Genomic DNA, 25,506 nt, shown 5'->3' with positions numbered 1-25,506 from the left:
TGATGGCAATGCAACCTATCAATAGCGCGGTCACGGCGGAACAACTCATGCTGACCAAGCTGCAATCGATGCAACAACAGATACAACCAGACTTTGTGGTGTCATCAAACCCAGTTGATGCGCAGCAACCCTTGTCACCTTTATCGTTTTCGACGGCGATGAAAGGGGTGCTAGATCGGGTTAATGAGCACCAGTCTTTGGCAAGCAGCAAAATGACGGCGGTTGAGACGGGACAAAGCGACGATTTAGTTGGGGCAATGGTTGCGAGCCAAAAAGCGAGCTTATCATTTTCAGCCTTGATGCAGGTTCGTAACAAAGTCGTCTCTTCGTTTGATGAAATCATGAAAATGCTTAGTGTAGACAATGTCAGAATTAACTTCTCAAGTGATGCCTAGTCCTGGGGCTATCGAGTCATCATCGTCAAAAAATCAGGCCTTTGTCCATAAGAAACCCATTGGTGATTTTAGTCAGAAACTAAAACTATTGTGGTCAAGCTCACAACGTAACCTCGTGTTGTCTGCGGTATTGGCTGCCATTGTTGCCGCTATTATTGTGGTCGCTCTATGGAGTTCATCGCAAAGTTATCGCCCTTTGTATAGCCAGCAAGAGCGTTTTGATATCGGGGAGATCATTTCCGTGCTTGAAGCGGAAGGGATTGCTTATCGTCTGCAAGAGCAAAATGGTCAGGTATTAGTGACGGAAGGGCAGGTGGCGAAGGTTCGTATGCTATTGGCCGCGAAAGGTGTAAAAGCCCAATTGCCAATCGGCTTAGATGCTTTGAAAGAAGACAGCTCGCTGGGCACCAGTCAATTTATGGAAAATGCTCGCTATCGACATGGTTTGGAAGGTGAGTTAGTTCGCACTATTATCTCGCTTAACGCCATTGCCAATGCTCGGGTGCATTTAGCGATCCCTCGTCAAACGTTGTTTGTTCGTCAGCAAAGCGAAGAGCCTTCAGCTTCGGTTATGCTTGAACTCAAAGCTGGTGATGATCTAAAACCGGAGCAAGTTGAAGCGATAGTTAACTTGGTTGTGGGCAGCGTAACGGCAATGAAGCCTGAGTTTGTTTCTGTGATTGATCAATATGGTCGCTTGCTTAGTGCCGATATAGGTTCAATGGAAGCCGATAAGGTTAATGCTAAATACTTAGATTATCAGAAGAGTGTAGAAAAGCAGGTGATTCAACGAGCTGCGGATATGCTCACGCCCATTGTTGGACCAAGCAACTATCGGGTTCAAGTTGCCGCCGATCTTAACTTCAGTCAAGTCGAAGAAACACAAGAGATCCTTGATTCGACTCCCGTCGTTCGTAATGAACACAGCATTCAAAATAATAGTATCGACAACATTGCGTTAGGTATTCCCGGCGCGTTAAGTAATCAGCCGTGCGGTGACGGGAGAGGTCGAAACACAAGACAGTAAAAATACCAACGCGCGCAGTGAATTAAATCGCCAGTATGCGGTGGGCAGCAGTATTCGTCGAACGCAATATCAGCAAGGTGAAGTGGAACAATTAAGTGTGTCGGTATTGCTTAATGAAGCGGCGGCGCCAAATGGTACGGCGTGGACCGACGCAGAGCGCAATCAGATTTCGGATATGATTATGGACGCGGTGGGGATTTCTGCTGGTCGTGGTGATCGCCTTAACGTGATGAGTTTTAACTTCACGCCGATTGAAATTGACGCGCCAGTTGCCATGCCATGGTGGCAAGACCCGACAGTCCAGCAACCTTTGCGTTATGTGATTGGTGGCTTGTTGGGTATGGCGATGATTATGTTTGTTTTACGTCCTTTGATTATGCATTTAACGGGTGCCGATCAGCGCAATGCGAACCTTGATTTTGCTGAGAATCCTCAAGATGACTATCAAGAGAATGTGCAAACCAGAGAAGAACGAGAGCGAGAAGAATTACTCAATCGCAAGCTGTCTGAGAAGGGAATTACCTCTGCGTCATCGGGCTTGGATGCGAGCAGCGATATGTTACCGCTGCGGCGGGTTCTCCGCTAGAAATTCAATTAAAACATCTGCAGCTTATTGCTAACGAAGAGCCAGAGCGTGTCGCAGAAGTACTAAAACAATGGGTGAACGTGAATGAAAACAGCGCAGTCAACACCAGCCACGCTTAGTCATGTTGAGCGTACCGCTCTGGTATTGCTTGGGATGGGGGAGGATGCCGCCGCACAGGTATTTCAACACTTCACTCGAGATGAAACACAGCGAGTGACCAAAGCAATGGCGCGGTTGAGCGGCATAAAAAGTGATAATGCCAAGCAGGTCATTCAACACTTTTTTGATGATTTTCGTCAACATAGTGGCATTCGCGGTGCATCAAAAGCGTATTTGTCGAATACGTTACGTAAAGCGTTAGGAAATGATTTAGCGAAAGGGCTGCTTAATAATCTATACGGGGATGAAATTCGCAACAACATGCAGCGCTTGCAATGGGTTGATGCGGAGATTTTGGCGCGTTTTATTTCACAAGAGCATCCTCAGATGCAGGCAATATTCTTAGCGTATCTACCTCCGGAAACCTCGTCGAAAGTACTCGAGCAACTGCCTGCGGATTATCATGATGAATTGTTGTATCGGATTGCACGTTTGCAGGAAATTGATCATGACGTGGCAAGCGATCTTAATGAGTTGATTGAACGTTGTATTGAACATGTTTCAACGAGCCAAAGTGCGCCATTGTCTGGCGTAAAACAGGTGGCGGATATTATTAATCGCTTCTCTGGTGATAAGGGTATGTTGATGGAAATGCTCAAGCTGCATGATGAAGATGTGGTCAGTGAAATTGAAGAAAACATGTTTGATTTCATGGTGCTAGGGCGACAGCGTGAAGACACCATGGATCGTTTGGTGCAGCAAGTTCCACTTGAACTGTGGGGAACCGCGCTGAAAGGCGCTGAAATCTCGCTGCAACAAGCAATAAAACGCTCCATGCCTCAGCGTTTAGTTCAGGCATTGGAAGACGACATGCAACTGAGAGGCGCTGTGCCTGTTAGCGCGGTGGAACGAGCGCGTGGTGAGATTATGCAGATGGTCAAAGCGATGTCTGAAGCGGGCGAAATTGAGTTGTCACTGTACGAAGAACAGACGGTGGAATAGCGATGAAGCATAAGGTTACCTCGCCATTTGCGATTGAAAGTAAGCCGATACTTAGGTTAGCAGCATCCGATTATCGATTGCATCGTTTTCCTCCGGTCGCCCCCAAGGTTCAAGCTAATGATCTTGCTGAAGATAGGATGTGGGGTGAAGAAGCATCACAGGCAGACGTGCAAGAAAAACTTGAGATGGGATTTCAGCAAGGGCTTGAGCAGGGGCATCGAGAAGGGGTGCAACAAGGCCTTGAACAAGGGCAGCAACAAGGGCTGCTTGAAGGGCAAAAGGAAGGGTTTCAAAAAGGGTTTATTTCTGGTGAGCAGTCCGGAAAGCAGGCTTTTTTAGAGGCGATCAAGCCCGTCAACGAGATTTACCATCATTTAGAGCGTTGGCAGGAAGAGAAAGATCAACAGCAGCGTCACGTGATTTGTGAATTAGTGCAGAAGGTTGCCCAGCAGGTCATTCGTGCTGAACTGACGCTCATGCCGCAGCAAATTCTCGCGTTGGTGGATGAAACCTTGGAAGCGATGCCGGGTAAGACTGAAAAAGTAATGGTGCACTTGAATCCGCAAGATTTAGAACGTATCGCTAACATCAATGCTGAACTGCCAGACAATTGGAAGCTAGTGGCGAAAACTGAGCTTCCGGTGGGCGGGTGTCATTTGGTCACGGATGACGCAGAAGCCGATGCCAGTTGTGATGCGCGCTTAGAAACGTGTATGGATAACGTGAAGAATCATTTACTTGACGAAACATTGCCAGCGCGCCATGAGTCCAATCATGACTAATGCTTTGTCGTTACCCCTGACAGCAAGGCTTCATGATGCGATGGCGTCATTGGAAGCGGTGCTAGGTTGCTAAAGTGACGGGCCGCTTGGTTAAAGTGAATGGGTTAATGCTGCAAGCGGTGGGTTGTCGTTTTAAGCTTGATCAACGATTTTTAGTTGAGACGGCGGAAGGCGATATGATCGAAGCGCAAGTGGTTGGGTTTGATCATACGATTGCTTATCTCATGCCGATTCGTCGCTTGGGAGGGTTATTTGCAGGTGCTAAGGTGATTCCGTTAGAAGGGGACAGCCATGTGCATCTAGGGCACCATTGGCTAGGACGTGTGGTTAATGGTTTAGGTGAAGTTCTTGATGATGGGGCACCGCTAACGGGGGGAGAACGCGTGTCATTGGATCCTCAACCTATCAATCCGCTGAAACGTCGCCCGGTAGACACGCCTCTTGATGTTGGGGTGCGTGCTATTAACGGTTTGCTCACCGTGGGAAAAGGTCAGCGAATTGGATTAATGGCTAAGCAGCGGAGTCGGGAAGAGTGTCTTAATGGGGATGATTACTCAAAACACGGAAGCTGACGTTATTGTTGTCGGGCTCATTGGTGAGCGAGGTCGTGAGGTGCGTGAGTTTGTGGAACGTAATCTCACGCCAGAGTCACGTCGCAAAGCCATTATCATCGCGGCTCCCGCAGATGAATCACCATTGATGCGATTGCGTGCCACGTTGCTGTGTCATCGCGTGGCTGAGTATTTTCGTGACAAAGGTAAAGATGTCTTGTTGTTGATGGACTCGCTGACACGTTATGCCATGGCTCAGAGAGAAATTGCTTTAGCATTGGGAGAGCCTCCTGCATCAAGAGGATACCCACCTTCGGTATTTAGTATCTTACCGCAATTGTTAGAAAGAGCAGGGAACAGTGAGCACCCCGATGGCAGCCTTACGGCGATCTACACGGTATTAGCGGAAGGTGATGATCAGCAAGACCCGGTGGTCGATTCTGCGCGAGCTATATTAGATGGTCACGTTGTGCTTTCTAGGCAGCTAGCGGAACAAGGGCATTATCCGGCCATAGATATTAATGCGTCGATTAGCCGATGCATGAATGCCTGCACTGAACAGCCGCATCACATGATTGCTCATCAATTTCGTCAATGCTATGCCAGCTACCTGCAGGTCAAAGAGCTATTGCCATTAGGCGGATATCAACCCGGGCAAGATCCCGAACTTGACCGTGCCGTGATGATGCACCCGCAATTGAAAGCCTATTTACTTCAAGGCGCCGACGAGACGTTTGATTACCCGCAAAGTTTAACGCAACTGGCGCAGTTATTCGCCAGCGAAGCGACATCACAGTAAAGAGCGCCGATATCGGATGTTGACTATCAGGGAAGGGTGTCATGGAGAGTAAAATAAAAGCGGTCGGTGCGTTGACCATGCTTGAAGAAAATCAACGCGACCGAATTGGGTCACAGTTGGATGCCGCACGTCAACAAACTAAGAAGCTCGAATCGAGATTATCGGCATTAGCTGATCTGAAATCCTTTCACCATGGTCATGGTGTAGAGTCTTGTAGCCGACTGAGTTTGATGAACATGACGATGGTCGATCGTATGCTGCAAGGCATGCTGAACCACCAAGTTCATGAGCAGGCGGTGATGCAGGCGGAGTGTCATGCAATACAGGCACAATTGCAGCAAAAGTCGCAGCGCGTACATGGTTTAGAGCAAGTACTTGAGCGTTGGAAAAGCAAACAAAAATATGAAAAAGCTAAACGTGATCAAAAGATAATGGAAGACATTATTAATTCGCGATTGAAGCTGAGAAAATTGTAAATATCTGGACATTTATCCAGTATAAATTACCATTAGCATTAGATGAAACGCTGATGGCTGACCAAACATGCAATGGATAATTGATCACCAAACCCTCCTACTTTCAATCACGTCTGTCTCTACCTGCCTAGGGTTTTCGGCAGCGGCGATTTTTCATTTTAAAGCGCGACAAACGGTTGAAATCATGGAGCAAAAAGCAGACATGGTTCAAATGAGCTTGGAGCAAGATATTGAGCGTTTGCAGCAGGCCTTAACCGACGCCAAGCAAGAGTTAGACGAGCTTGATGATGAGCGAGATAAATCGGCATTTGAGCTTAAACAAGCCCACGGTAAGGTGATGGCTGCGGTGGAAAAACTGCGCTATTTTGAGGCGGTGAAACAAGAGCGTCAGCACTATGCTGAGGAACTTGAACGTGTGCGTCAGGCGCGCGCCTTATCGGAAACCGAATTACGCGAGCAGTTGGCTACCTTTCAACAGCAGCAGCGTTCAGATACGGAAAAGATGCAACTTCTTGAGCAATCGGAGCTGCGATTAAAAGAGCAGTTTGAGCGCTTGGCGAACCAAGTATTAGAAGCCAATAGCAATAAAGTGGATGTACAGAACCGTCAGAGTCTTGATGGAATCTTAACGCCTTTAAAACAGCAGCTTGAAGGGTTTAAAAAGCAGGTTAACGACAGCTTCAACCAAGAAGCGAAAGAGCGCCATACTCTAGTACATGAACTGAAAAACCTGCAGCGCTTGAATGACCAGATGACTCGCGAGGCGATGAATTTGACGCAGGCACTTAAGGGAGACAATAAACAGCAAGGTAACTGGGGAGAAGTGGTGCTTGCCCGTGTCCTCGCCGAGTCTGGCTTACGTGAAGGGCATGAATACGAAACTCAGGTGAATTTGCAAAATGAAGCGGGTAAGCGTTTTCAGCCAGACGTGATTGTGCATCTGCCACAAGATAAACAAGTTGTGATTGATTCCAAAATGGCGCTGGTGGCTTTCGAACGTTATTTTAATGCCGATCTGGATACAGAGAAAGAGCAGGCGCTGCGCGATCATTTGTTGGCGCTAAGAAACCACATTCGTGGCTTATCACAAAAAGACTATCACCAACTGAAAGGCATTCGTTCACTGGATTACGTATTGATGTTTATTCCAGTTGAGCCTGCTTTTCAGGTCGCGATTCAAGCTGACCCTAGCTTGGTAAAAGACGCGATGGAGCACAATATTATTGTTGTGAGCCCGACTACCCTGTTAGTGGCCTTACGTACTATCGATAACTTGTGGCGTAATGAAAGGCAAAATCAAAATGCGCAAATTATTGCCGATAAAGCAAGCAAACTGTATGACAAGCTAAGATTGTTTGTCGATGATATGGAAGCACTAGGCGGCGCATTAGATAAAGCGAATCAGAATTATCAAGGTGCCATGAATAAACTGGCGACTGGGCGAGGAAACGCCATTCGTCAGGCCGAAAGCTTTAAAGAGTTAGGGGTGGAAGTGAAGCGCTCTATTTCTTCCTCTATCACAGAAATTGCACAAAATGATGCGTTGGTGGAAAGACAACCAGAGACGGATAAAGTAAACTGACCGTCGGCAGCGCCGGGGTAATGTCGCGCTGCGTATGAGGAAGGATAATGACGGATACTAACGTGCAATCGAATCAAGTAAATCAGCAAGATGAAACCACGCATTTTGGTTTCGAAACGGTGTCTAAGGGTGAAAAAGTCACGCGTGTTGCGGAGGTTTTTCACTCAGTAGCCGCTAAGTACGACATTATGAATGATCTCATGTCGGGTGGAGTCCATCGATTATGGAAACGCTTTACAATTGATTGCAGCGGAGCAAGACCGGGTCAGCGTATTCTTGACTTAGGTGGCGGTACGGGCGATCTTACGGCGAAGTTCTCACGTATTGTCGGTGATCAAGGCCACGTTATCTTGGCGGATATCAACAACTCCATGCTCAACGTGGGTCGTGATAAGTTAAGAGATACAGGCATCGTTGGTAATGTTCATTATGTCCAAGCGAACGCTGAAGAACTGCCATTCCCAGACAACTATTTTGATTGTATTACGATCAGCTTTTGCCTTCGTAATGTCACGGATAAAGACAAAGCGTTACGCTCAATGTATCGCGTGCTTAAACCTGGCGGTCGTTTATTGGTTTTAGAGTTCTCTAAACCTATCTTAGACCCGCTGTCTAAAATTTATGATGCCTACTCTTTCCACTTGTTGCCGAAAATCGGTGAGATTGTGGCAAATGATGCCGAGAGTTACCGTTATCTGGCCGAGTCTATCCGTATGCACCCTGATCAAGAGACCCTAGAAGGGATGATGCAAGACGCTGGTTTTGAGCATACTAAGTACTTTAATCTGACCGGTGGTATTGTCGCCTTGCACCGCGGCTATAAATTCTAAGGATAGGTAAATGCCATTTGATCCACTAGTGACGGCGGTGGTAGAGACCACGCTGAATACTCTGATTAAAGATGATGATGACCTCGTTAAACGTGTGACTCGTTTAAAAGGTCAAAGCATCCAAATTCACCTGCGTGAGTTCAATAAGTCGTTGACCTTTATCTTTAGCCACCAATTGGATGTGTTGGCAAACTATGAAGGGGTGGCGGACTGTTCGCTATCGTTGAATTTATCTGTGCTCCCAGAACTAAGAGAGCAGGCAAATATCACTCGTTTGATTAAGCAAGATAAGCTTGAACTTGAAGGTGATATTCAACTGGCACAGAAATTTGCTCAGTTGATGACCGACTGCAAGCCTGACTTAGAAGAGTGGCTATCTCGTGTGACGGGCGATGTCGTGGCGCATAGTCTTGTGCAAAGCGCCAAAGGGGCGGTTGGTTTTGTCTCTTCTCAAATGAAAAAGCATCAAGACCACTTAGGACAAGTGCTGACTGAAGAATGGAAAATGGCACCAGCACCACTCGAAATTGCAGCGTTTTGCGATCAAGTGGATGATGTGCGCAGTGCGGCAGATAAGCTTGCTGTGCGTATTGAGCGTTTATTGGAATCCAATACATTGAATGCGCTTGCTGCTTCGAAAGCAGATAACTCGGAGCCCCTATGACTCCGAGTGAAATGAAGCGGTTATATCAAATCGTTAAAGTGCAATTGGAGTATGGTTTAGATGAGTTGATTCCAACACATCAGTTAACCAAAGCTCCGCTATTCGCGCGAAAGTCCCTATTTTGGATTAAAAATGCTCACCCAGAGAAGCCTCTAGGTGAGCGTTTACGTTTAGCCTTGCAGGCATTGGGGCCAGTTTGGGTGAAGTTTGGTCAGATGATGTCGACGCGTCGAGATCTGTTTCCCCCTCACATTGCTGACCAGCTTGCGTTGCTACAAGACCAAGTCTCTGCGTTTGATGGCGAACTGGCGAAGACGCATATTGAAAACGCATTAGGTGGTTCGGTAGAGCAGTGGTTTAGTGATTTTGATGTACAGCCACTCGCCTCAGCATCGATCGCTCAGGTTCACACCGCTAAGCTCAAAGAAAGTGGGCGTGAGGTGGTACTTAAAGTTATTCGCCCTGATATTCGTCCTGTCATCGATGCGGATATTAAGTTGATGTATCGCTTGGCGCGTATTGTTGAAAGAGCACTGCCAGATGCGCGTCGCTTGAAACCGGTTCAGGTCGTAAGAGAATATGAGAAGACGCTATTAGATGAATTGGATTTGCGTCGCGAGGCGGCGAATGCCATTCAACTTAGACGCAATTTTGAAGGCAGCGAAGAGCTTTATGTGCCAGAGGTCTTACCGGACTTTAGTAGTGAAAGCTTGATGGTTTCAGAGCGAATCTATGGGATTCAAGTGAGCGATATTCCTACCTTGCAAGCCAACGGCACTAATATGAAGTTGCTGGCTGAGCGTGGTGTGAGTGTCTTTTTTACTCAAGTATTTCGCGACAGCTTTTTCCATGCAGACATGCACCCAGGTAATGTGTTTGTAAGCTATGATCACCCTGAAAACCCGAAATGGATTGGTTTGGATTGCGGGATTGTCGGCACATTAAATAGTGAGGATAAGCGCTATTTGGCAGAAAACTTATTGGCGTTCTTTAACCGAGACTACCGAAAAGTGGCGGAGCTGCATGTGGACTCTGGTTGGGTGCCCGCCGATACGAACGTAGATGAATTTGAGTTCTCTATTCGTATGGTGTGTGAGCCAATTTTTGCAAAGCCGTTAGGTGAAATCTCGTTTGGTCATGTTCTACTTAATTTATTCAACACCGCGCGTCGCTTCAATATGGAGGTGCAGCCTCAATTAGTGTTGTTGCAAAAAACGCTGCTGTATATCGAGGGGCTAGGGCGTCAGCTGTATCCTCAACTCGATCTATGGGAAACCGCGATGCCATTTTTGGAAAAATGGATGGCGAATCAAGTGGGACCTCAAGCTGTTATTAATGGTATTAAGGAACGCGCGCCGTTTTGGGCAGAAAAGTTACCTGAATTACCAGAGTTGCTGTACGATAGCTTGAAACAAGGTCGCATGATGAATCAGCGTGTAGACATGCTTTATCGCGGGTACCGTGAAACAAAACGGCAACATGCGACAGGACAATTTTTATTTGGCGTTGGTGCGACTTTAATCGTATGCTCAGCCATATTGCTAGAAGGGTCTTACCAAGAGTTATCCGGTGTATCCGGTGCTGTCGGTATCACATTTTGGCTGTTAAGTTGGCGTAGTTATCGACGTTAAGCGATAAACTTCAATTTTATTATTCTTTGTTAATCAAGACCCGAGGTAGAGAAAATGGGTGGTATTAGTATTTGGCAACTTCTTATTATTGCTGTCATCGTTGTATTGTTATTCGGCACTAAGAAATTACGCGGAATTGGTGGTGATTTAGGTGGCGCAGTAAAAGGCTTCAAAAAAGCCATGAGCGAAGATGAGTCTGCGGATAAGTCTAAGACAAAAGATGCGGACTTTGAGCCGAAGAATCTTGAGCAACAGAAAACAGACGCTCAAGCGGAAGCAACGGAAACTAAGAAAGACAAAGAGCAGGTTTAATCTGTGTTTGATATCGGTTTTTGGGAACTGGTACTCATATCGGTGGTTGGTTTAGTCGTTCTTGGACCAGAGCGTTTACCAACTGCTATCCGCAGCGTCTCTCGTTTCATTAGTTCAGCAAAGAGCATGGCAAATAATGTCAAAGATGAGCTCTCGCATGAACTTAAGGTTCAGGAGTTGCAAGAAAATTTGCGTAAAGCTGAGAAAATGGGCATGGAAGACCTGTCTCCAGAACTGAAAAGTTCTGTAGAAGAACTCAAGCAAGCTGCGCAAGAGGTTACTCGTCCTTATGCGAAGGATAAGGTGCAAACAACTGCCTCCGATGCAAAAGAGCCTTCACCTGATTGTTGAAGACGTGGTTAAACCTGTGGAAACTGAGTCGCCAGATAAAAAAGTGCAATAAGGGCGGTAATCCGCTCTTATTTTTTAGTTATCGAAGATAGCCCTGCTTTAGTTTAGTCATCTTCTTATTTGTTTGAGGTTTTCATGTCTACCGTTGAACAGACGCAACCTTTAATTAGCCATTTGCTCGAACTCAGAAACAGGTTGCTGCGTGCCATTGGTGCCGTGTTGGTTGTTTTTCTTTGTTTGATCTATTTCTCTGGCGATATCTACGATTTTGTTTCTAAGCCTCTCGTCGAGCGTTTGCCTGAAGGGGCAACGATGATCGCGACCGATGTGGCATCACCATTTTTTACGCCCCTTAAATTAACGCTTATCGCGTCCATATTTTTGTCCGTACCTTTTATATTGCATCAGGTGTGGTCGTTTGTTGCGCCTGGCTTGTACAAGCATGAAAAACGTTTAGTCATGCCGCTGATGTTTTCGAGCTCATTGCTATTTTACTGTGGGGTGGCGTTTGCTTACTTTGTCGTCTTTCCTTTAGTGTTTGGCTTTTTTACGGCTATTTCATTGGGTGGTGTAGAGTTTGCCACCGATATATCCAGTTACCTCGATTTTGTATTAGCGTTGTTTTTGGCGTTTGGTATCGCCTTTGAAGTACCTGATGGCTATTATTCTGCTGTGCTGGACTGGTGCAACGGATGTCAAAAGCTTGAAAGAGAAGCGCCCGTATATTGTGGTAGGGGCGTTTATTGTCGGCATGATGCTAACGCCACCCGATATGATTTCACAAACATTGTTAGCGATTCCAATGTGTTTGTTGTTCGAAGTCGGACTGTTCTTTGCTAGGTTCTACACTCGTAAAGATGATGAGCTAGCAGAGCAAGACGAAGATTAAATTAGAAAAACATATAAAAATAGCGGCGATTGAGCCGCTATTTTTTTAACTTTTTACCCTAATGGTATAGCCACACGCACGGCATACATAGATTTTCTTGATTCTCATAAGCTTTTGCCAGATAGAACGCTTATGGCGCAACAGCAAGGCTCCGTGCTCACACATTGTCATCTCCTTGATTATCGATAATGCTTTGATTGAAATGGTATTAGGGCTCGCATTCTATGGCGTGCTAATCCCCTTGGGAATGTCAAATTGGAAGCGGTATCACAGTTTGACATGAGTAAGGAACAGGAGCAGAGGCCGTGTGAGGTTACGGGTTGTGATAGAGAGATGGGATGTCGACAGAAAGAAAAAGCCACCCTTGAGTAAAGTGGCTAATAGTATGGAACGGAAGCTTGGGAGGCTACTTAACGATGACTGTATGACCACACCCTGAACAAATATAAATTTCTTTAATGCCTTTTAACCGCTGCCAAAATGTTCGCTTTTGTCGTTGTAATAAATTGCCGTGCTCGCACATACCCACCTACCTAAAATGATTCAGAAGTTGGTATGACAACCAACCAATATGCTACCAGCGAGTATTCTACTTGTTGCGCTTGTCTTGTTCTATCTTTTTGTGATGTTAGTGCAATGCTTGTATATATATTTTATATACTTACAATGAGAACAGCGCTTTTGCGTTTCTGGTTGTCATCTCAATTAATGACGCGCTATCGGTCTCTTTATATTGCGCCATGCGATCAACAATCAAAGCCGTATAGGCGGGTTCGTTGCGCTTCCCTCTATGTGGGACCGTATGCTAAGTAGGGGCAATCCGTCTCAAGAAGCAGCCACTTTGCATCGAGCTCAGGAATGACTTTATCCATCCCTGCATTCTTAAATGTTGAAACACCCCCAATGCCTAGGTGAAAGCCTAACTCATTGATCGCTTTTGCTTCTTCTACGCTGCCGCCAAAGCAATGGAACACCCCTTTTAATGTGCCGTCTTGCTCTTTTTTAAGCAGCGAAAGGGTTTCTTCAATGGAGTCTCGAGTGTGGATGACCACGGGAAGGTTGCGCTCTTTAGCCCAATTGAGCTGAGTGATGAAGGCATATTCTTGCTCAGCTTTGTAAGTTTTATCCCAATAAAGATCGATACCAATTTCACCCACGGCAATAAAGTTATGTTTATCGAACCAGCCGTGGATCTCGTTAAGCGTGTCTTTGACATCACCATCGACGTAGCAAGGATGCAGCCCCATCATTGAACGACACACAGATGGGTAAGCCGCTTCGGTGGCGAGCATGGGTTTAATCGATGCTAAGTCAATGTTTGGTAGGAGGATCTTCTCTACGCCAGCAGCAAGTGCGCGTTGTACAACATCATCTCGGTCGGCATCAAACTCTTCAGCGTATATGTGGGCATGGGTGTCGATCATAGGATTACTTTACTGTCTAAATGATGGGGTAAGTATATACACAAGTTCTCGCGGCGAAAATCACTGTCGTGATATCAACCTAGATAATGTACAGACCTATGCAATTGAATGTGGATCGGCATTTTCCAGTATTACTACTAGCATGCAGCATTGAGAGTGCTATGCTTGGTTTTCGCATTTTCCAGACAAGGAGCACAAAGTGTCTGTATCGATTCAAGGTCAATTTCCAGCAAGACGTATGCGCCGTTTGCGCAAGCACGATTTTAGCCGTCGCTTGATGGCGGAAAACCAGATTTCAGTGGACGATTTGATTTATCCAATGTTTATTTTGATGGGTAAAAATCGTCGTGAATCGGTGGAGTCGATGCCAGGTGTTGAACGCCTGTCTATCGATTTGATGCTGGAAGAAGCTGAGTACCTAGCAAAGTTGGGCGTACCAGCAATTGCGCTATTCCCGGTCGTCAACCAAGACGCCAAAAGTATTTGTGCGGCAGAAGCCTATAATCCTGAAGGACTGGTTCAACGTGCTGTGAAGTTACTGAAGCAAAACGTGCCAGATATGGGGGTCATTACTGATGTGGCGTTAGACCTGTTTACCACCCATGGTCAAGATGGCATCATCGATGACAATGGCTATGTGCAAAATGATGAGACAACGGAAGTGCTGGTCAAGCAGGCGTTGTCACATGCGGAAGCTGGAGCGGATGTGGTTGCACCGTCTGATATGATGGATGGTCGTATCGGAAGAATTCGAGAAGCTCTCGAAGACGCGGGCTATATTCATACACAAATCATGGCGTACTCAGCAAAATACGCGTCGAACTACTATGGACCATTCCGCGATGCCGTCGGATCAGCATCGAACCTGAAAGGGGGGAATAAGAAAAATTACCAAATGGATCCTGCCAATAGTGATGAAGCCTTGCACGAAGTGGCAATGGACATTAATGAAGGGGCGGATATGGTGATGGTGAAGCCTGGAATGCCTTATTTAGACGTGGTTCGTCGAGTGAAATCAGAACTCCAGGTGCCGACCTTTGCTTATCAAGTTTCGGGTGAGTATGCGATGCATAAAGCGGCGATTCAAAATGGTTGGCTTAAAGAGCGCGAGACGGTGCTCGAATCACTGGTTTGTTTTAAGCGAGCGGGGGCCGATGGTATCCTCACTTATTTCGCAAAAGATGTAGCGGAGTGGCTCGCTGAAGAGAATGGAGAAGCAAAAAGTCATCTTCGTTAAGTGAAAGTATTATTGTGTCATGAAGGTCGGCATATGCCGACCTTTTTTATGGGAGAAAGATATGTTGATTCGTGAAGGTAGCTTGAAAGAAGTCGCTGATATTGTCGCGACCATAGATGAGTTTTCTCATAAGGAAAGTGTAGAGAGTCTAGCGTCTCGTTTAGGCGACAAACGCAGCCTTATTTTGGTGGCAGAAAGTAATGGTGAATTAGTCGGGTTTAAAATGGGTTATGAAATTGATAACGGCACTTTTTATAGCTGGTTTGGTGGAGTGACCAGTCAAGCTCGCCGACTTGGTGTTGCTCAGGCGTTACTAGAGTGGCAAGAACGCTGGGTGACGGCACAGTCTTACCAAGCCATTACAGTCAAATCCAGAAATCAGTTTCCTTCAATGTTGAGATTGCTGCTCAAAAATGGCTACTTGATCGAGGGGTATGAACAAAGAACGCCTTTGATAGAGTCACGGATCATGTTTATCAAAACGCTAGGCAGTGAAAATAAAAGCATGGGTAATTAAATGATAATAATTCGCAATTAGTTGTTGACGATTTAAATGCGAATGATTATTATTAGTCTCGTCTTAAGGGGAAACACTCCAGATAAGCCTATCTTTTAAGCGGTGCTTTTAGGGTAGAAGTTATCAGCGGAATGGGTTCATTTTTGACACGACATTGCTCACATTGCTTCCAGTGTATTTATAGCTTTTGGTAGGGTAGATGTACTCAGTTTTGAGATGCCCATCCCTCTATTTTGCTAGGCGACATCTATGATGTCGCTTTTTTTCTATCTAAAATTTGTTCGTTCTATCTACACAGTTTGTCAGCACAGTATTCTATACCATGAGATTTCCCGCCAAAATGGTTTTCCACATTGCGTGATCTATTAAGGATCATCTTTGTCATGGTTGATCTGTATTATTTTCCTTTTAAAACAGTCTATTAACTGTGTTTTTTTTAGCAGCTCGTAAAGTTATTCTCAAGCGTTAACAACACTATAAACAGACTTATCCACAGGTGAGGGGAGAGATTACCTTACTAAAAGGTGAGCGCTGTGTATCTAACCAGTGAAAGGTCATAGCATAGTGTAAACAGACGTGGCATCCTTAGACTAAATCCCCCAATTTTGGATGACTAGACATGGCTCATATACCAGACAACCCGCTGATTCTTATTGATGGCTCTTCTTATCTTTATCGCGCATTTCACGCTTACCCTGAAACGATGAGTAACGGTGAGATCCCCACCAATGCGGTTTATGGTGTTGTGAATATGCTGAGAAGCATGATGCGACAATTTGCCTCTGATCGTATTGCGGTTGTGTTTGATGCTAAAGGCAAAACATTCCGCGACGATATGTATCCTGAATACAAAGCGAATCGTCCCCCTATGCCTGATGATCTTCGTTGTCAGATCGAGCCACTGCATAATGTTATTCGAGCGATGGGGTTACCACTTATTTGTGTACCTGGCGTAGAAGCGGATGATGTGATTGGAACATTAGCGCATCAAGCTTCTCAAGTGGGAATGCTTAGTACTGATCAGTACTGGTGATAAAGATATGGCTCAATTGGTTGATGAGAATGTGACGCTTATAAATACCATGACGAATACCGTCATGGATGTTGAAGGTGTTGTCGAGAAGTTTGGCATTCCACCTGAGTTGATTATTGATTACCTAGCCTTAATGGGTGACAAAGTTGATAACATTCCAGGCGTACCGGGTGTTGGGGACAAGACCGCTACCGCTTTATTGCAAGGTATCGGTAGTATTCAAAGTATTTATGAGCGTCTTGATGATATTGCAGCCCTTGGTTTCCGCGGGTCGAAAACGATGGCTAAAAAGTTAGTAGAGCACAAAGACAACGCGACGCTTTCTTATGAACTCGCTACGATAAAACTCGATGTTGAGCTTGATTACAAACCAGATGAGCTACTGAAACAGACGCCAAATACCGATGAGTTGACGACCTTATTTGCTCAGTTGACGTTTAAGTCGTGGTTGAATGAGTTGCTAGAAGGTGGCACTGGTGAGGTTGTTGCGGACTCTCGCTCAGCATCAGGTTCTGCTTCTTCGAAAAAAGACTCTGACTCTGATATGGATGTGTCTGCGGTAACGATTGATCGCAGTGAATATGAGACGATTTTAACCGAAGCGCAGTTTACGGCTTGGCTTGACAAGCTAAAGTCGAGCTCAGTGTTTGCCTTAGACACAGAAACCGATAGCCTTAATTATATGGTGGCCAACCTAATTGGTTTGTCATTTGCGACTGAAGAGGGTGTTGCAGCTTATCTTCCTGTTGCACACGATTATATGGGCGCACCAGAGCAGCTGGATCGAGATTGGGTACTTGCTCAGCTTAAGCCTTTGCTTGAAGATGAAAACCTAAAGAAAGTTGGTCAGAACTTAAAATATGATGCCAGTGTATTAGCGCGTTATGATATTGAACTGAAAGGTATTCAATTTGACACCATGTTAGCGTCTTACGTATACAACAGTGTGGGTGGCAAGCATGATATGGATAGCTTAGCTCTGCGGTTTCTTCAACATAGTTGTATTTCTTTCGAGCAAATTGCAGGTAAGGGTAAGTCTCAACTGACCTTTAACCAGATTGAATTGGATGAAGCTTCACCTTATGCCGCGGAAGATGCGGATGTGACGTTAAGACTTCATCAGCGCTTAAATGGCGAAATTGAAAAAAACGAAGATCTTAAGCGGATCTATCAAGAGATAGAAGTGCCACTGGTTCCAGTATTATCCCGCATTGAGAGAACTGGCGTGTTAATCGATGACATGTTATTGGGGGCACAATCTCAAGAGCTAGCCGTGAGACTAGATGAACTCGAGCAGCAAGCTTACGACGTTGCCGGGCAAGAGTTTAATCTTAGCTCGCCGAAGCAATTGCAGGCTATCTTATTTGAGAAAATGGCCCTGCCTGTGATCAAGAAAACGCCATCAGGTGCACCGTCTACCAACGAAGAAGTGTTGCAAGAGTTAGCGTTGGACTATCCGCTACCAAAACTCATTTTAGAATATCGTGGCTTAGCCAAATTGAAATCCACCTATACCGATAAACTGCCGAAGATGATTAATCCAGAAACGGGAAGAGTCCATACGTCGTATCACCAAGCGGTGACGGCGACAGGCCGCCTCTCGTCAACCGATCCTAACTTACAAAATATTCCAATCAGGAATGAAGAGGGACGCCGTATTCGTCAAGCGTTTGTTGCACCGCACGGCTGGAAGATTTTGGCTGTCGATTACTCTCAAATTGAGCTGAGAATTATGGCGCACTTGTCCGGTGATCCAGCGCTTTTGGAAGCCTTTAAGTTGGGCAAAGATATTCATGCGGCTACCGCAGCTGAAATTCTAGGGGTTGATATTGAGCAAGTATCGACAGAACAGCGTCGCCGAGCGAAGGCGATTAACTTCGGTTTGATTTATGGTATGAGTGCATTTGGTCTGTCGAAGCAATTAGGTATTCCACGTCGTGAAGCCCAAGAGTATATGGATACCTATTTTGAGCGGTACCCTGGTGTGATGCAGTACATGGAGGATACTCGTTCCGCGGCATCTGAAAATGGCTATGTTGAAACTATTTACGGTCGCCGTCTTCACTTACCTGAAATCAAGTCTCGTAATGCCATGCGTCGTAAAGCGGCAGAACGCGCAGCGATCAACGCACCAATGCAAGGCACGGCAGCCGATATTATTAAGAAAGCGATGCTGCTTGTTGATGAGTGGGTTGAAAATGAAGGTGATGGAAAGGTTCGTATTTTAATGCAGGTTCACGATGAATTGGTCTTTGAAGTGGAATCGTCATTCTTAGGCGAAATTGAAAGTAAAATACAAGAGTTGATGGAATCTGCAGCAAATCTCGCTGTACCGCTAGTCGCGGATTCTGGTCACGGTGATAACTGGGATCAAGCTCACTAGACACTTATTGACCATTATAGAGTTAAAATCATGAGCCAGTGCACAAACACTGGCTTTTTTGTATCAATAATAAAGCGATTTTGTTTTGATTCATTCTGTTGGTTAATGAACAGTGGATGAAAAAAATTACAAAATCTGTTTCATTTTTAGATCAGTTGTTGTACATTGGTCGTGTAGGGTACAGAGGTAAGATGTTCTATCTTTCAGACCTTTTGTTTCACGTTATTGGATTAGGCTGATTCAGCCGCCCCAGTCAGTATTTGACTGGGGCGTTTTTTCTTGTGCGAAGGAAAAATTCATTCACCCGCTTTTGTTTTATTTTCTCATTACTTTAGACCGTTTACGTGTCTTTACTACTTATCGTTTTGTAATTTAATCACCTTCACATAATTGATAATTTCAGTATGAAATCAAGTCCGCGTGATTTTTCATATGTGAGCTTTTAAAGTATTGAAAAGTATAGAGTAAGGTGGGGATTTGTTTGAGTGGTTTACGAGGAAGTAAAAAGAGGGAGAGCCGAGGAGGTCACATTTTGCAGACCATTGAATTGAAAAAATAGTTATCTTGATGAATTCTTACATCAAACTATAACTAAATCTTCTCTCTCCCATTGCCCTGCCAGGACGGCGGGGCGTTTTGTTTCTATCGTTGGACAATTACAGCGAATTACTCTGATTCAGACGGCTTTTGGACGGCGTTTTCATCTTGCGCCTCAGCCTCGTTTAAGTGTTCAAACGCCGGAGCAAACCACGTATCAAGTTTACGACGAAGTTGTTCCACTCCCATCCCTTTTAGCGATGAGAACGCATCTACTTGTACATCACCATCAAATGTCGCTTCTGCTTGCTCGCGAATCTTCAGAATTTGAGCGTTACGCGCGCCACTTTTTAGTTTGTCGGCTTTCGTTAGCAACACTTGCACTGGGATATTGGATTCGACTGCCCAAACAATGAGTTGCTGGTCAAGGTCTTTCATTGGGTGACGAATATCCATGAGTACAACTAACCCTTTTAAGGATTTGCGTTTTTGTAAGTACTCACCGAGAGAACGCTGCCATTTTTTCTTTAATTCTAACGGAACTTGAGCAAACCCGTATCCTGGTAGATCGACGATATGACAACCTTCATCTACTTTGAAGAGGTTGATCAATTGAGTTCGGCCAGGTGTCTTACTGGTTTTAGCCAAACTTCTTTGGTTGGTGAGTCGGTTCAATGAACTCGATTTACCTGCGTTGGAGCGTCCTGCAAACGCAATTTCGATACCTTCATCTTCTGGTAAGTGACGGATATCGGGCGCACTTGTTATAAAATGCGTGTTTTGATAATGAATTTTTACGCTCACTGTTAACTCCATCTCGACTTTGTGTAGTCGATTGATTACTTTTTTGTGAAATTGTGTAAAATAACCGTGCTCGGCATATGGCCACACATTGTACCATGAACGGTGTTAATTGCCCGAGTTACCTCATTTTGCTCGTCAAACGAATAATAAACGTGTAACTCTGATGGAAAGTGGTACTGGAAGCTTGATAATTATAATGGAATGTCATGAAAAAATTAGCGCTAATCTTGAGTCTTGTAGCCAGCTGTTCAGTATGGGCTGAAGGCAATATTGAAGCTGGTAAAGCAAAATCCCTAACTTGTGTTGCTTGTCATGGTACTGACGGTAACAGTCAGTTGACGATGTACCCTAAAATTGCAGGCCAGCACGCAAAATACATCGAAAAACAATTGAAAGACCTAAAACTGGGCATGACGAGTGCTGGTAAGCAAGGTCGTTATGATCCCGTAATGGGTGGTATGGCAATGCCGCTATCTGAAGAAGATATGGCTGATTTGGCAGCCTACTATGCATCAATGCCAATTTCAGCGAATAGCACGCCAGAAAATGTCGTTGAACAAGGCAAGACCCTTTATACGGCTGGTGATGCAGAGCGTGGTATTACCGCATGTATCGCCTGTCATGGGCCAAGAGGTAACGGCACTGAGCTATCTGGTTTCCCTAAAATATCAGGTCAGCATGCCGAATACATCCAAGCCCAGTTGGAAAAATTCCGCAGTGGCGATAGAAATAACGATATGAACGCCATGATGCGAGATATCGCCAAGAAATTGAACGATGAAGATATTACGACATTGTCGAAGTACGTTGGTGGTTTGCACTAATAGATTGCCCGACACTGTTTAGAATACGTGAGCCCAACGTCTGTTTCTTTTTGCCCGTATCCGAGCTAACAAAGCCCTTCATTTGAAGGGCTTTGTTATTTCTAGGCATCGCGCACATATTGCTGTAGAGAAGTGAGCGCCATAGGTGATGCTTTTCTGAGGGTGGTGTGAGATATTTGCCATACTTGCTATCGCTGATTACTCGTGCTCTGTGTCTAAGTGGTTGAATAATGGTGTTTTAATTCGATGTCGAGAAATGATAGCTCATAATTATTTTCAGGCGGTTGTTTTTGTCTTTCGTTCGAGTAAATTAGTTCGGGTCGACAGGGTGTTGCGTGATGGATTTGCTGTCAGGATGACAACCAAGGATGCTTGGCTAGGAAGCTAAGAAGAATAAATGGAAAACTTGAACTTGGAGTTCAGGTTTACAGGGATGGTGACCTTTCTCAAGGCTGAGAGCATTAAGGGACAGGGTTTAGGAAGAACTCTCGCAGATGGTTTTGCTAGGGAATATGAAAACGCATCAGGATGATGACAAATAAGAATTAGCAGTGGAAGCACGAATAACAAATGGATATTTGTGAGGCATTAATAGTGCCGACCGATTTCGCCAAATGGCGATGGAAAGCGACAGGTTATCCTGTCGCTTTTTTTACACTTCCATAAAGTTAAATGAGAGGTAATATCATTTAACTTGCGACTGCATTTGAGATCGATTATCATTTAACCATCTACAGGGGATGTGTAAATGACGACTCACAAGCAAGCAGTTACAAAAACGTTAAATGTACCGACGAAGTTACTTAGGCCGCTATGGTTTAGAAGCCGAGAGAGCTTGCTGGATGATGGGCTTGTCTATGATCCTATCGCAGCGTATGCATGCCGTCGGTGCCATCTTGCCTCCGATTGTCTATCTGGTAACGTCGACCAAGGGCAGCTGCTGCACGCGACTTTGACGCAAATCTGTGACCTGCAAGTTAGACGCTTCTTGGAGTCGAACCCTAATGGTTTAGTTATTAATGTTGGGGCAGGGTTAGACACACGTTTTTATCGCCTCGATAATGGCCGTTGTCGTTGGATCGAAGTGGATACCAATGAACATTTAGTTTGGCGCCAGCGATTATTTCATCGTAGTGAACGTTATCAACTGATGTGTGGCTCGATTGACGACATGACTTGGCTTCATGAATTGCCAAGCGACCAACCCCAACCCGTTTTGGTGGTGTGTGAGCAAGCGCTTTTGGATCGACGAGAGAATAGAGTGGCACATTTTGTTCAGTCTATTGGTTGCCATTTTCAACACGCTCAAGCGTGCGTTGTATTAGCGGGTGATCTGAGTCAAAACCGTTTGGGTCAGAGAATGGGCTGTGAAGAGTATCAACACGGTTTTAAAAGGCCTACTCAGTCTCTGCTGAGTTGGCTGCCATGGATTCACCGAGCTACTCTGATTTCCCCAATAGATCAGCATTGCCAGCGTTGGAGTCGCTGGCAGCGAGTTCTTGCTAAATTACCCGTCTACAAGAATAGACTGACGCCCAATGTTATCAATATTCAGTGGTAATTCAGCAGCTTCATAGTGTAATAATTTTTTTCATGCTGTCTACCCATTAGGATTAGCGATACCATTAGCTCTTTGTTGTGTTTGTTTGCCATGATTGCAATGGTGATCTGTCGAGGTTGGTGTGCTATCAAATCCGTTTTCGCTTTTACTTAATACGTCCTTACATCGTAGGGTATTGTTGCTCGCTATCCCTATGGTTCTATCCAATATTACGGTGCCTTTACTTGGTCTTGTCGATGCCGCTGTCATTGGGCATCTCGAGCATGCGTGGTTCTTAGGTGGTGTTGCGTTAGGTAGCACGATGATCAGTGTGACATTTTGGCTACTTGGGTTTCTGAGAATGTCGACAACTGGGCTCACCGCTCAGGCTTATGGAGCGCAGGATAAACGTCAGCTCGCCTTAGTGTTTTTGCAAGGCAGCTTGATGGCATTAGGTTTTGCCGTCCTTTTTTTAGTGTTTCACTCTTGGTTGTCAGACGTGGTGTTCTCACTGAGTAGCGCAAGTGAGCAAGTGAAACACTATGGCGCGCAGTATTTTGCGATTCGAGCTTGGAGTGCGCCAGCAGCGTTAATGAATTTTGTTTTGTTGGGGTGGTTACTCGGCACTCAAAATGCGAAAGCCCCAATGTGGATGGTGCTGATTACCAATGTTATCAACATTGTGCTCGACGTTGTGTTTGTTATGGGATTCAAATGGCAGGTGGAAGGGGTGGCATTAGCCTCAGTCATCGCTGACTATAGTGGGTGTATCTTCGGCTTATTATGTGTTGCGAAAACATGGAAAAACAGAAGTTTACCTAATATCACTTCTCTTTATGCGGAAGCAACACAAGATCTCGCTCGTTTTGTACGACTCAACCGAGACATTTTTCTCCGTTCATTGTGTTTGCAAGCAACATTCAGTTTTATGACCTTTCAAGGTGCGGCGTTTGGTGACGATATTGTTGCTGCCAATGCAGTATTGATGAGCTTTTTGATGATAATTTCCTATGGGATGGACGGCTTTGCTTACGCCATGGAAGCGATGGTTGGAAAGGCGATGGGGGCCAAAAGTAGATCGGAGCTCGTGGAATCATTGATCGGAACATTTTTCTGGAGTTTCATTATTTGTGTCATGCTAACCGCAGTTTTTGCTATTGCGGGGACATCATTGATTGGTTTGATTACTTCGATAGAGACGGTGCAGTTGCAAGCTCAACATTTTTTACCTTGGTTAATTGCGATGCCCTTGGTATCTATGTGGTGCTTCCTATTTGATGGTATTTTTATCGGTGCAACAAAAGGAAAGGAGATGAGAAATAGTATGTTTATCGCGACATGTTGCTTCTTTCTTATTTTCTCTCTGTCAGCTGGTTGGGGAAATCATGCCTTATGGTTTGCTATGATCAGTTTTATGTTAATGCGCGGAGTTGGGTTGGCGGTCATTTTTATCCTGCAGTGGCGTAAAGGGGAATTTTTAGCAGCTTAAAGTGTGGAATAAGTTAGGGTGAGTGCATTCTTGATTTGAAAAACAGAACGAAGTAAATATCGTCCTGTTTTTATCAGCAAGGATGTTACGCGTTGAGGTCGACGTTTAAAATAAGCGATTGAGTCCATTTAACGCGGCAACTCGATACGCCTCTGCCATGGTGGGGTAGTTAAATGTGGTATTAACAAAATACTCGATGGTATTGGCTTCCCCTTTTTGCTCCATAATGGCTTGCCCGATATGAATGATTTCAGCGGCTCGCTCGCCAAAGCAGTGTATCCCTAAAATCTCTTTGGTTTCTCGGTGAAACAGAATCTTAAGGCTCCCTACATCTTTGCTTAAGCAATTTGCGCTCTGGCAAGATGCTTAAAGGAGGAGCGTCCTACTTCATAAGGCACTTTTGCTTCCGTCAGTTCTTGCTCGGTTTTACCGACGGAGCTGATCTCCGGAATGGTGTAAATCCCTGTTGGGATATCTTCAATCAGTGTACCTTCCGCTTCGCCTTGTGTGATGGCTTGAGCGACAAATCGCCCTTGGTCATAAGCGGCGCTTGCTAAACTCGGGTAGCCAATAACATCGCCCACGGCGTAGATATTGCCGACTTCGGTTTGGTAATTGCCATCTACTTTTAATTGACCTCGCGAGTCAGGCGTTAGACCGACAGAGGAGAGGTTAAGCGCATCAGTGTTACTCGGTGCGACCATTGGCGAATAAAATACAGTCAGCACGCATTTTTTTGCCTGAGTTGAGATGGACAATAACGCCATCTTCCGTGCCTTCAATCTTCGAGTAGGTCTCGTCATTACGAATCATCATACCGCTGTTCCAAAAGTGATAGGACAGGGAGTCAGACATTTCGTTATCAAGGAAGGCGAGCAATCGGTCTCGAGTATTGATGAGATCGGTCTTCACGCCAAGCCCACGGAAAACGGAAGCGTATTCACAACCAATGACACCTGCGCCGTAAATAATGATATGACGAGGGTCGTGCTCTAGCGACAAAATGGAATCACTGTCGTAGATACGCGAGTGGTCAAAATCCACATCATCAGGGCGATAAGGGCGTGAACCTGTGGCGATAACAAATTTATCCGCAGAATAAGTATCTATAGTGCCGTCTTGCTTGGTGACCTCTAGTGTATTTGCGTCAGTAAAGCGTGCTGTTCCAAAAAGAAGCGTGCACTCATTGCGGTCATAAAAGCCTTGGCGCAAGCGAGTTTGCTTGTCGATGACGGATTTCGCATGACCGAGAATATTGGAAAAGGTCGAATGCAAGCTGGTGTTATTTTTGCAAAACAGTGGGTTACTATTGAACTCAATAATTCGACTTACGGCGTGGCGCAGGGATTTAGATGGGATGGTACCCCAGTGTGTACATCCGCCGCCGACACTGGCTTCTTTTTCTATGATCGCGACATTTAGACCTGCCTTGGTCAAACCCATAGCAGCCCCTTCGCCACCAGGACCACTACCAATAACGATTGCATCAAAGTGTTTGGAGCGACTCATAAAATAATCCTCGTTTCGCGGTAATACCAAGCAATACCCTATATTGGCTTTAAAGCGCCAGAGGAAAGTGGGAGGGCATATCGTTAATTAAGGTGGACTAACGTTATTGCTGGTTAACATCGCGTAAATTTATGTTATCGAGATTCTAACGGATTATTAACGTAGGTAAACGGATCTGAGGCGATACAGTGTGAATGATCACGGACTTTGCACTGAAATTACAGCGCAGTAGA

16 protein-coding genes and 7 pseudogenes are annotated in these 25,506 nt (G+C 45.2%); 20 read left to right on the top strand and 3 right to left on the bottom strand.

Annotated elements, in window-relative coordinates:
- The first annotated feature begins 2 nt into the window (after window positions 1-2).
- The 13 genes and pseudogenes from fliE to tatC all read left to right on the top strand — a co-directional run bounded on the left by fliE (window position 3) and on the right by tatC (window position 11,976).
- Entirely contained in the window at window positions 3-395 is a 393-nt protein-coding gene (gene fliE / locus AC0L66_RS00225; protein WP_473569154.1) for a flagellar hook-basal body complex protein FliE, read from the top strand.
- Window positions 364-2,127 (top strand): annotated as a pseudogene (gene fliF, locus AC0L66_RS00220) (flagellar basal-body MS-ring/collar protein FliF). Before fliE ends, fliF begins: the two are co-directional and overlap by 32 nt.
- On the top strand, window positions 2,093-3,109 hold the full coding sequence (locus AC0L66_RS00215; RefSeq protein ID WP_265675195.1) for a flagellar motor switch protein FliG: 1,017 nt from the start codon (window positions 2,093-2,095) through the stop codon (window positions 3,107-3,109). The pseudogene fliF and the gene AC0L66_RS00215 overlap by 35 nt, the downstream one beginning before the upstream one ends.
- Before the next feature lie 2 nt (window positions 3,110-3,111).
- Window positions 3,112-3,891, top strand: coding sequence for a flagellar assembly protein FliH (gene fliH / locus AC0L66_RS00210; RefSeq protein WP_265675196.1), 780 nt, complete (start codon window positions 3,112-3,114; stop codon window positions 3,889-3,891).
- Window positions 3,884-5,241 (top strand): annotated as a pseudogene (locus AC0L66_RS00205) (FliI/YscN family ATPase). The gene fliH and the pseudogene AC0L66_RS00205 overlap by 8 nt, the downstream one beginning before the upstream one ends.
- 41 nt (window positions 5,242-5,282) lie before the next feature.
- A complete protein-coding gene (gene fliJ, locus AC0L66_RS00200; RefSeq protein ID WP_473568021.1) occupies window positions 5,283-5,717 on the top strand; it encodes a flagellar export protein FliJ in 435 nt (144 codons plus the stop codon).
- Window positions 5,718-5,973: 256 nt separating this feature from the next.
- Window positions 5,974-7,299, top strand: a pseudogene (gene rmuC / locus AC0L66_RS00195) (DNA recombination protein RmuC); the annotation flags it as partial.
- A gap of 47 nt (window positions 7,300-7,346) precedes the next feature.
- Window positions 7,347-8,129: a bifunctional demethylmenaquinone methyltransferase/2-methoxy-6-polyprenyl-1,4-benzoquinol methylase UbiE gene (gene ubiE / locus AC0L66_RS00190; RefSeq protein WP_250618790.1), complete on the top strand. Its 783-nt coding sequence runs from the start codon at window positions 7,347-7,349 to the stop codon at window positions 8,127-8,129.
- A gap of 10 nt (window positions 8,130-8,139) precedes the next feature.
- Window positions 8,140-8,793, top strand: coding sequence for a ubiquinone biosynthesis accessory factor UbiJ (locus tag AC0L66_RS00185; RefSeq protein WP_265675200.1), 654 nt, complete (start codon window positions 8,140-8,142; stop codon window positions 8,791-8,793).
- Entirely contained in the window at window positions 8,790-10,424 is a 1,635-nt protein-coding gene (ubiB, locus tag AC0L66_RS00180; protein ID WP_265675201.1) for a ubiquinone biosynthesis regulatory protein kinase UbiB, read from the top strand. Before AC0L66_RS00185 ends, ubiB begins: the two co-directional genes overlap by 4 nt.
- Window positions 10,425-10,478: 54 nt before the next feature.
- On the top strand, window positions 10,479-10,736 hold the full coding sequence (gene tatA, locus AC0L66_RS00175) for a Sec-independent protein translocase subunit TatA (protein ID WP_265675202.1): 258 nt from the start codon (window positions 10,479-10,481) through the stop codon (window positions 10,734-10,736).
- A gap of 3 nt (window positions 10,737-10,739) precedes the next feature.
- Window positions 10,740-11,087, top strand: coding sequence for a Sec-independent protein translocase protein TatB (gene tatB / locus AC0L66_RS00170; protein WP_473568018.1), 348 nt, complete (start codon window positions 10,740-10,742; stop codon window positions 11,085-11,087).
- A gap of 135 nt (window positions 11,088-11,222) precedes the next feature.
- A pseudogene (tatC, locus tag AC0L66_RS00165) lies at window positions 11,223-11,976 on the top strand (twin-arginine translocase subunit TatC).
- A 661-nt stretch (window positions 11,977-12,637) separates the two neighbouring features.
- Here tatC and AC0L66_RS00160 read toward each other — a convergent pair.
- Window positions 12,638-13,400, bottom strand: a pseudogene (locus AC0L66_RS00160) (TatD family hydrolase).
- A gap of 199 nt (window positions 13,401-13,599) precedes the next feature.
- Between AC0L66_RS00160 and hemB the strand changes: the two are divergent.
- From hemB to spfP, 4 genes and pseudogenes are all read left to right on the top strand, one after another.
- Window positions 13,600-14,637, top strand: coding sequence for a porphobilinogen synthase (gene hemB, locus AC0L66_RS00155; protein ID WP_473568017.1), 1,038 nt, complete (start codon window positions 13,600-13,602; stop codon window positions 14,635-14,637).
- A 61-nt stretch (window positions 14,638-14,698) separates the two neighbouring features.
- Window positions 14,699-15,154: a GNAT family N-acetyltransferase gene (locus AC0L66_RS00150; protein ID WP_265675207.1), complete on the top strand. Its 456-nt coding sequence runs from the start codon at window positions 14,699-14,701 to the stop codon at window positions 15,152-15,154.
- A gap of 619 nt (window positions 15,155-15,773) precedes the next feature.
- Window positions 15,774-18,570: pseudogene (polA, locus tag AC0L66_RS00145) on the top strand (DNA polymerase I).
- 191 nt (window positions 18,571-18,761) lie between these two features.
- Window positions 18,762-18,809 carry a small protein SpfP gene (gene spfP, locus AC0L66_RS00140; protein ID WP_438356636.1) on the top strand — a complete coding sequence of 16 codons (48 nt, stop codon included), beginning with the start codon at window positions 18,762-18,764 and terminating at the stop codon, window positions 18,807-18,809.
- Between the two features lie 427 nt (window positions 18,810-19,236).
- Here spfP and yihA read toward each other — a convergent pair whose 3' ends face one another.
- Window positions 19,237-19,923, bottom strand: a complete 687-nt coding sequence (yihA, locus tag AC0L66_RS00135) for a ribosome biogenesis GTP-binding protein YihA/YsxC (protein WP_265675223.1) — start codon at window positions 19,921-19,923, stop codon at window positions 19,237-19,239.
- 194 nt (window positions 19,924-20,117) lie between these two features.
- Here yihA and AC0L66_RS00130 point away from each other — a divergent pair, with 194 nt between their 5' ends.
- The 3 genes from AC0L66_RS00130 (at window position 20,118) to dinF (ending at window position 23,764) form a co-directional block, all read left to right on the top strand.
- A complete protein-coding gene (locus AC0L66_RS00130) occupies window positions 20,118-20,735 on the top strand; it encodes a c-type cytochrome (protein ID WP_265675209.1) in 618 nt (205 codons plus the stop codon).
- A gap of 748 nt (window positions 20,736-21,483) precedes the next feature.
- Window positions 21,484-22,296 carry a class I SAM-dependent methyltransferase gene (locus AC0L66_RS00125; protein ID WP_473568015.1) on the top strand — a complete coding sequence of 271 codons (813 nt, stop codon included), beginning with the start codon at window positions 21,484-21,486 and terminating at the stop codon, window positions 22,294-22,296.
- Between the two features lie 121 nt (window positions 22,297-22,417).
- A complete protein-coding gene (dinF, locus tag AC0L66_RS00120; RefSeq protein WP_473568013.1) occupies window positions 22,418-23,764 on the top strand; it encodes an MATE family efflux transporter DinF in 1,347 nt (448 codons plus the stop codon).
- Between the two features lie 105 nt (window positions 23,765-23,869).
- Here dinF and sthA read toward each other — a convergent pair.
- A pseudogene (sthA, locus tag AC0L66_RS00115) lies at window positions 23,870-25,273 on the bottom strand (Si-specific NAD(P)(+) transhydrogenase).
- Between the last annotated feature and the right edge of the window lie 233 nt (window positions 25,274-25,506).

The sequence above is a fragment of the Vibrio sp. GJ43-1 genome (assembly GCF_055808835.1).
Note: the sequence above shows the minus strand (reverse complement) of the source record. Positions and strands in the feature narration are given on the sequence as shown.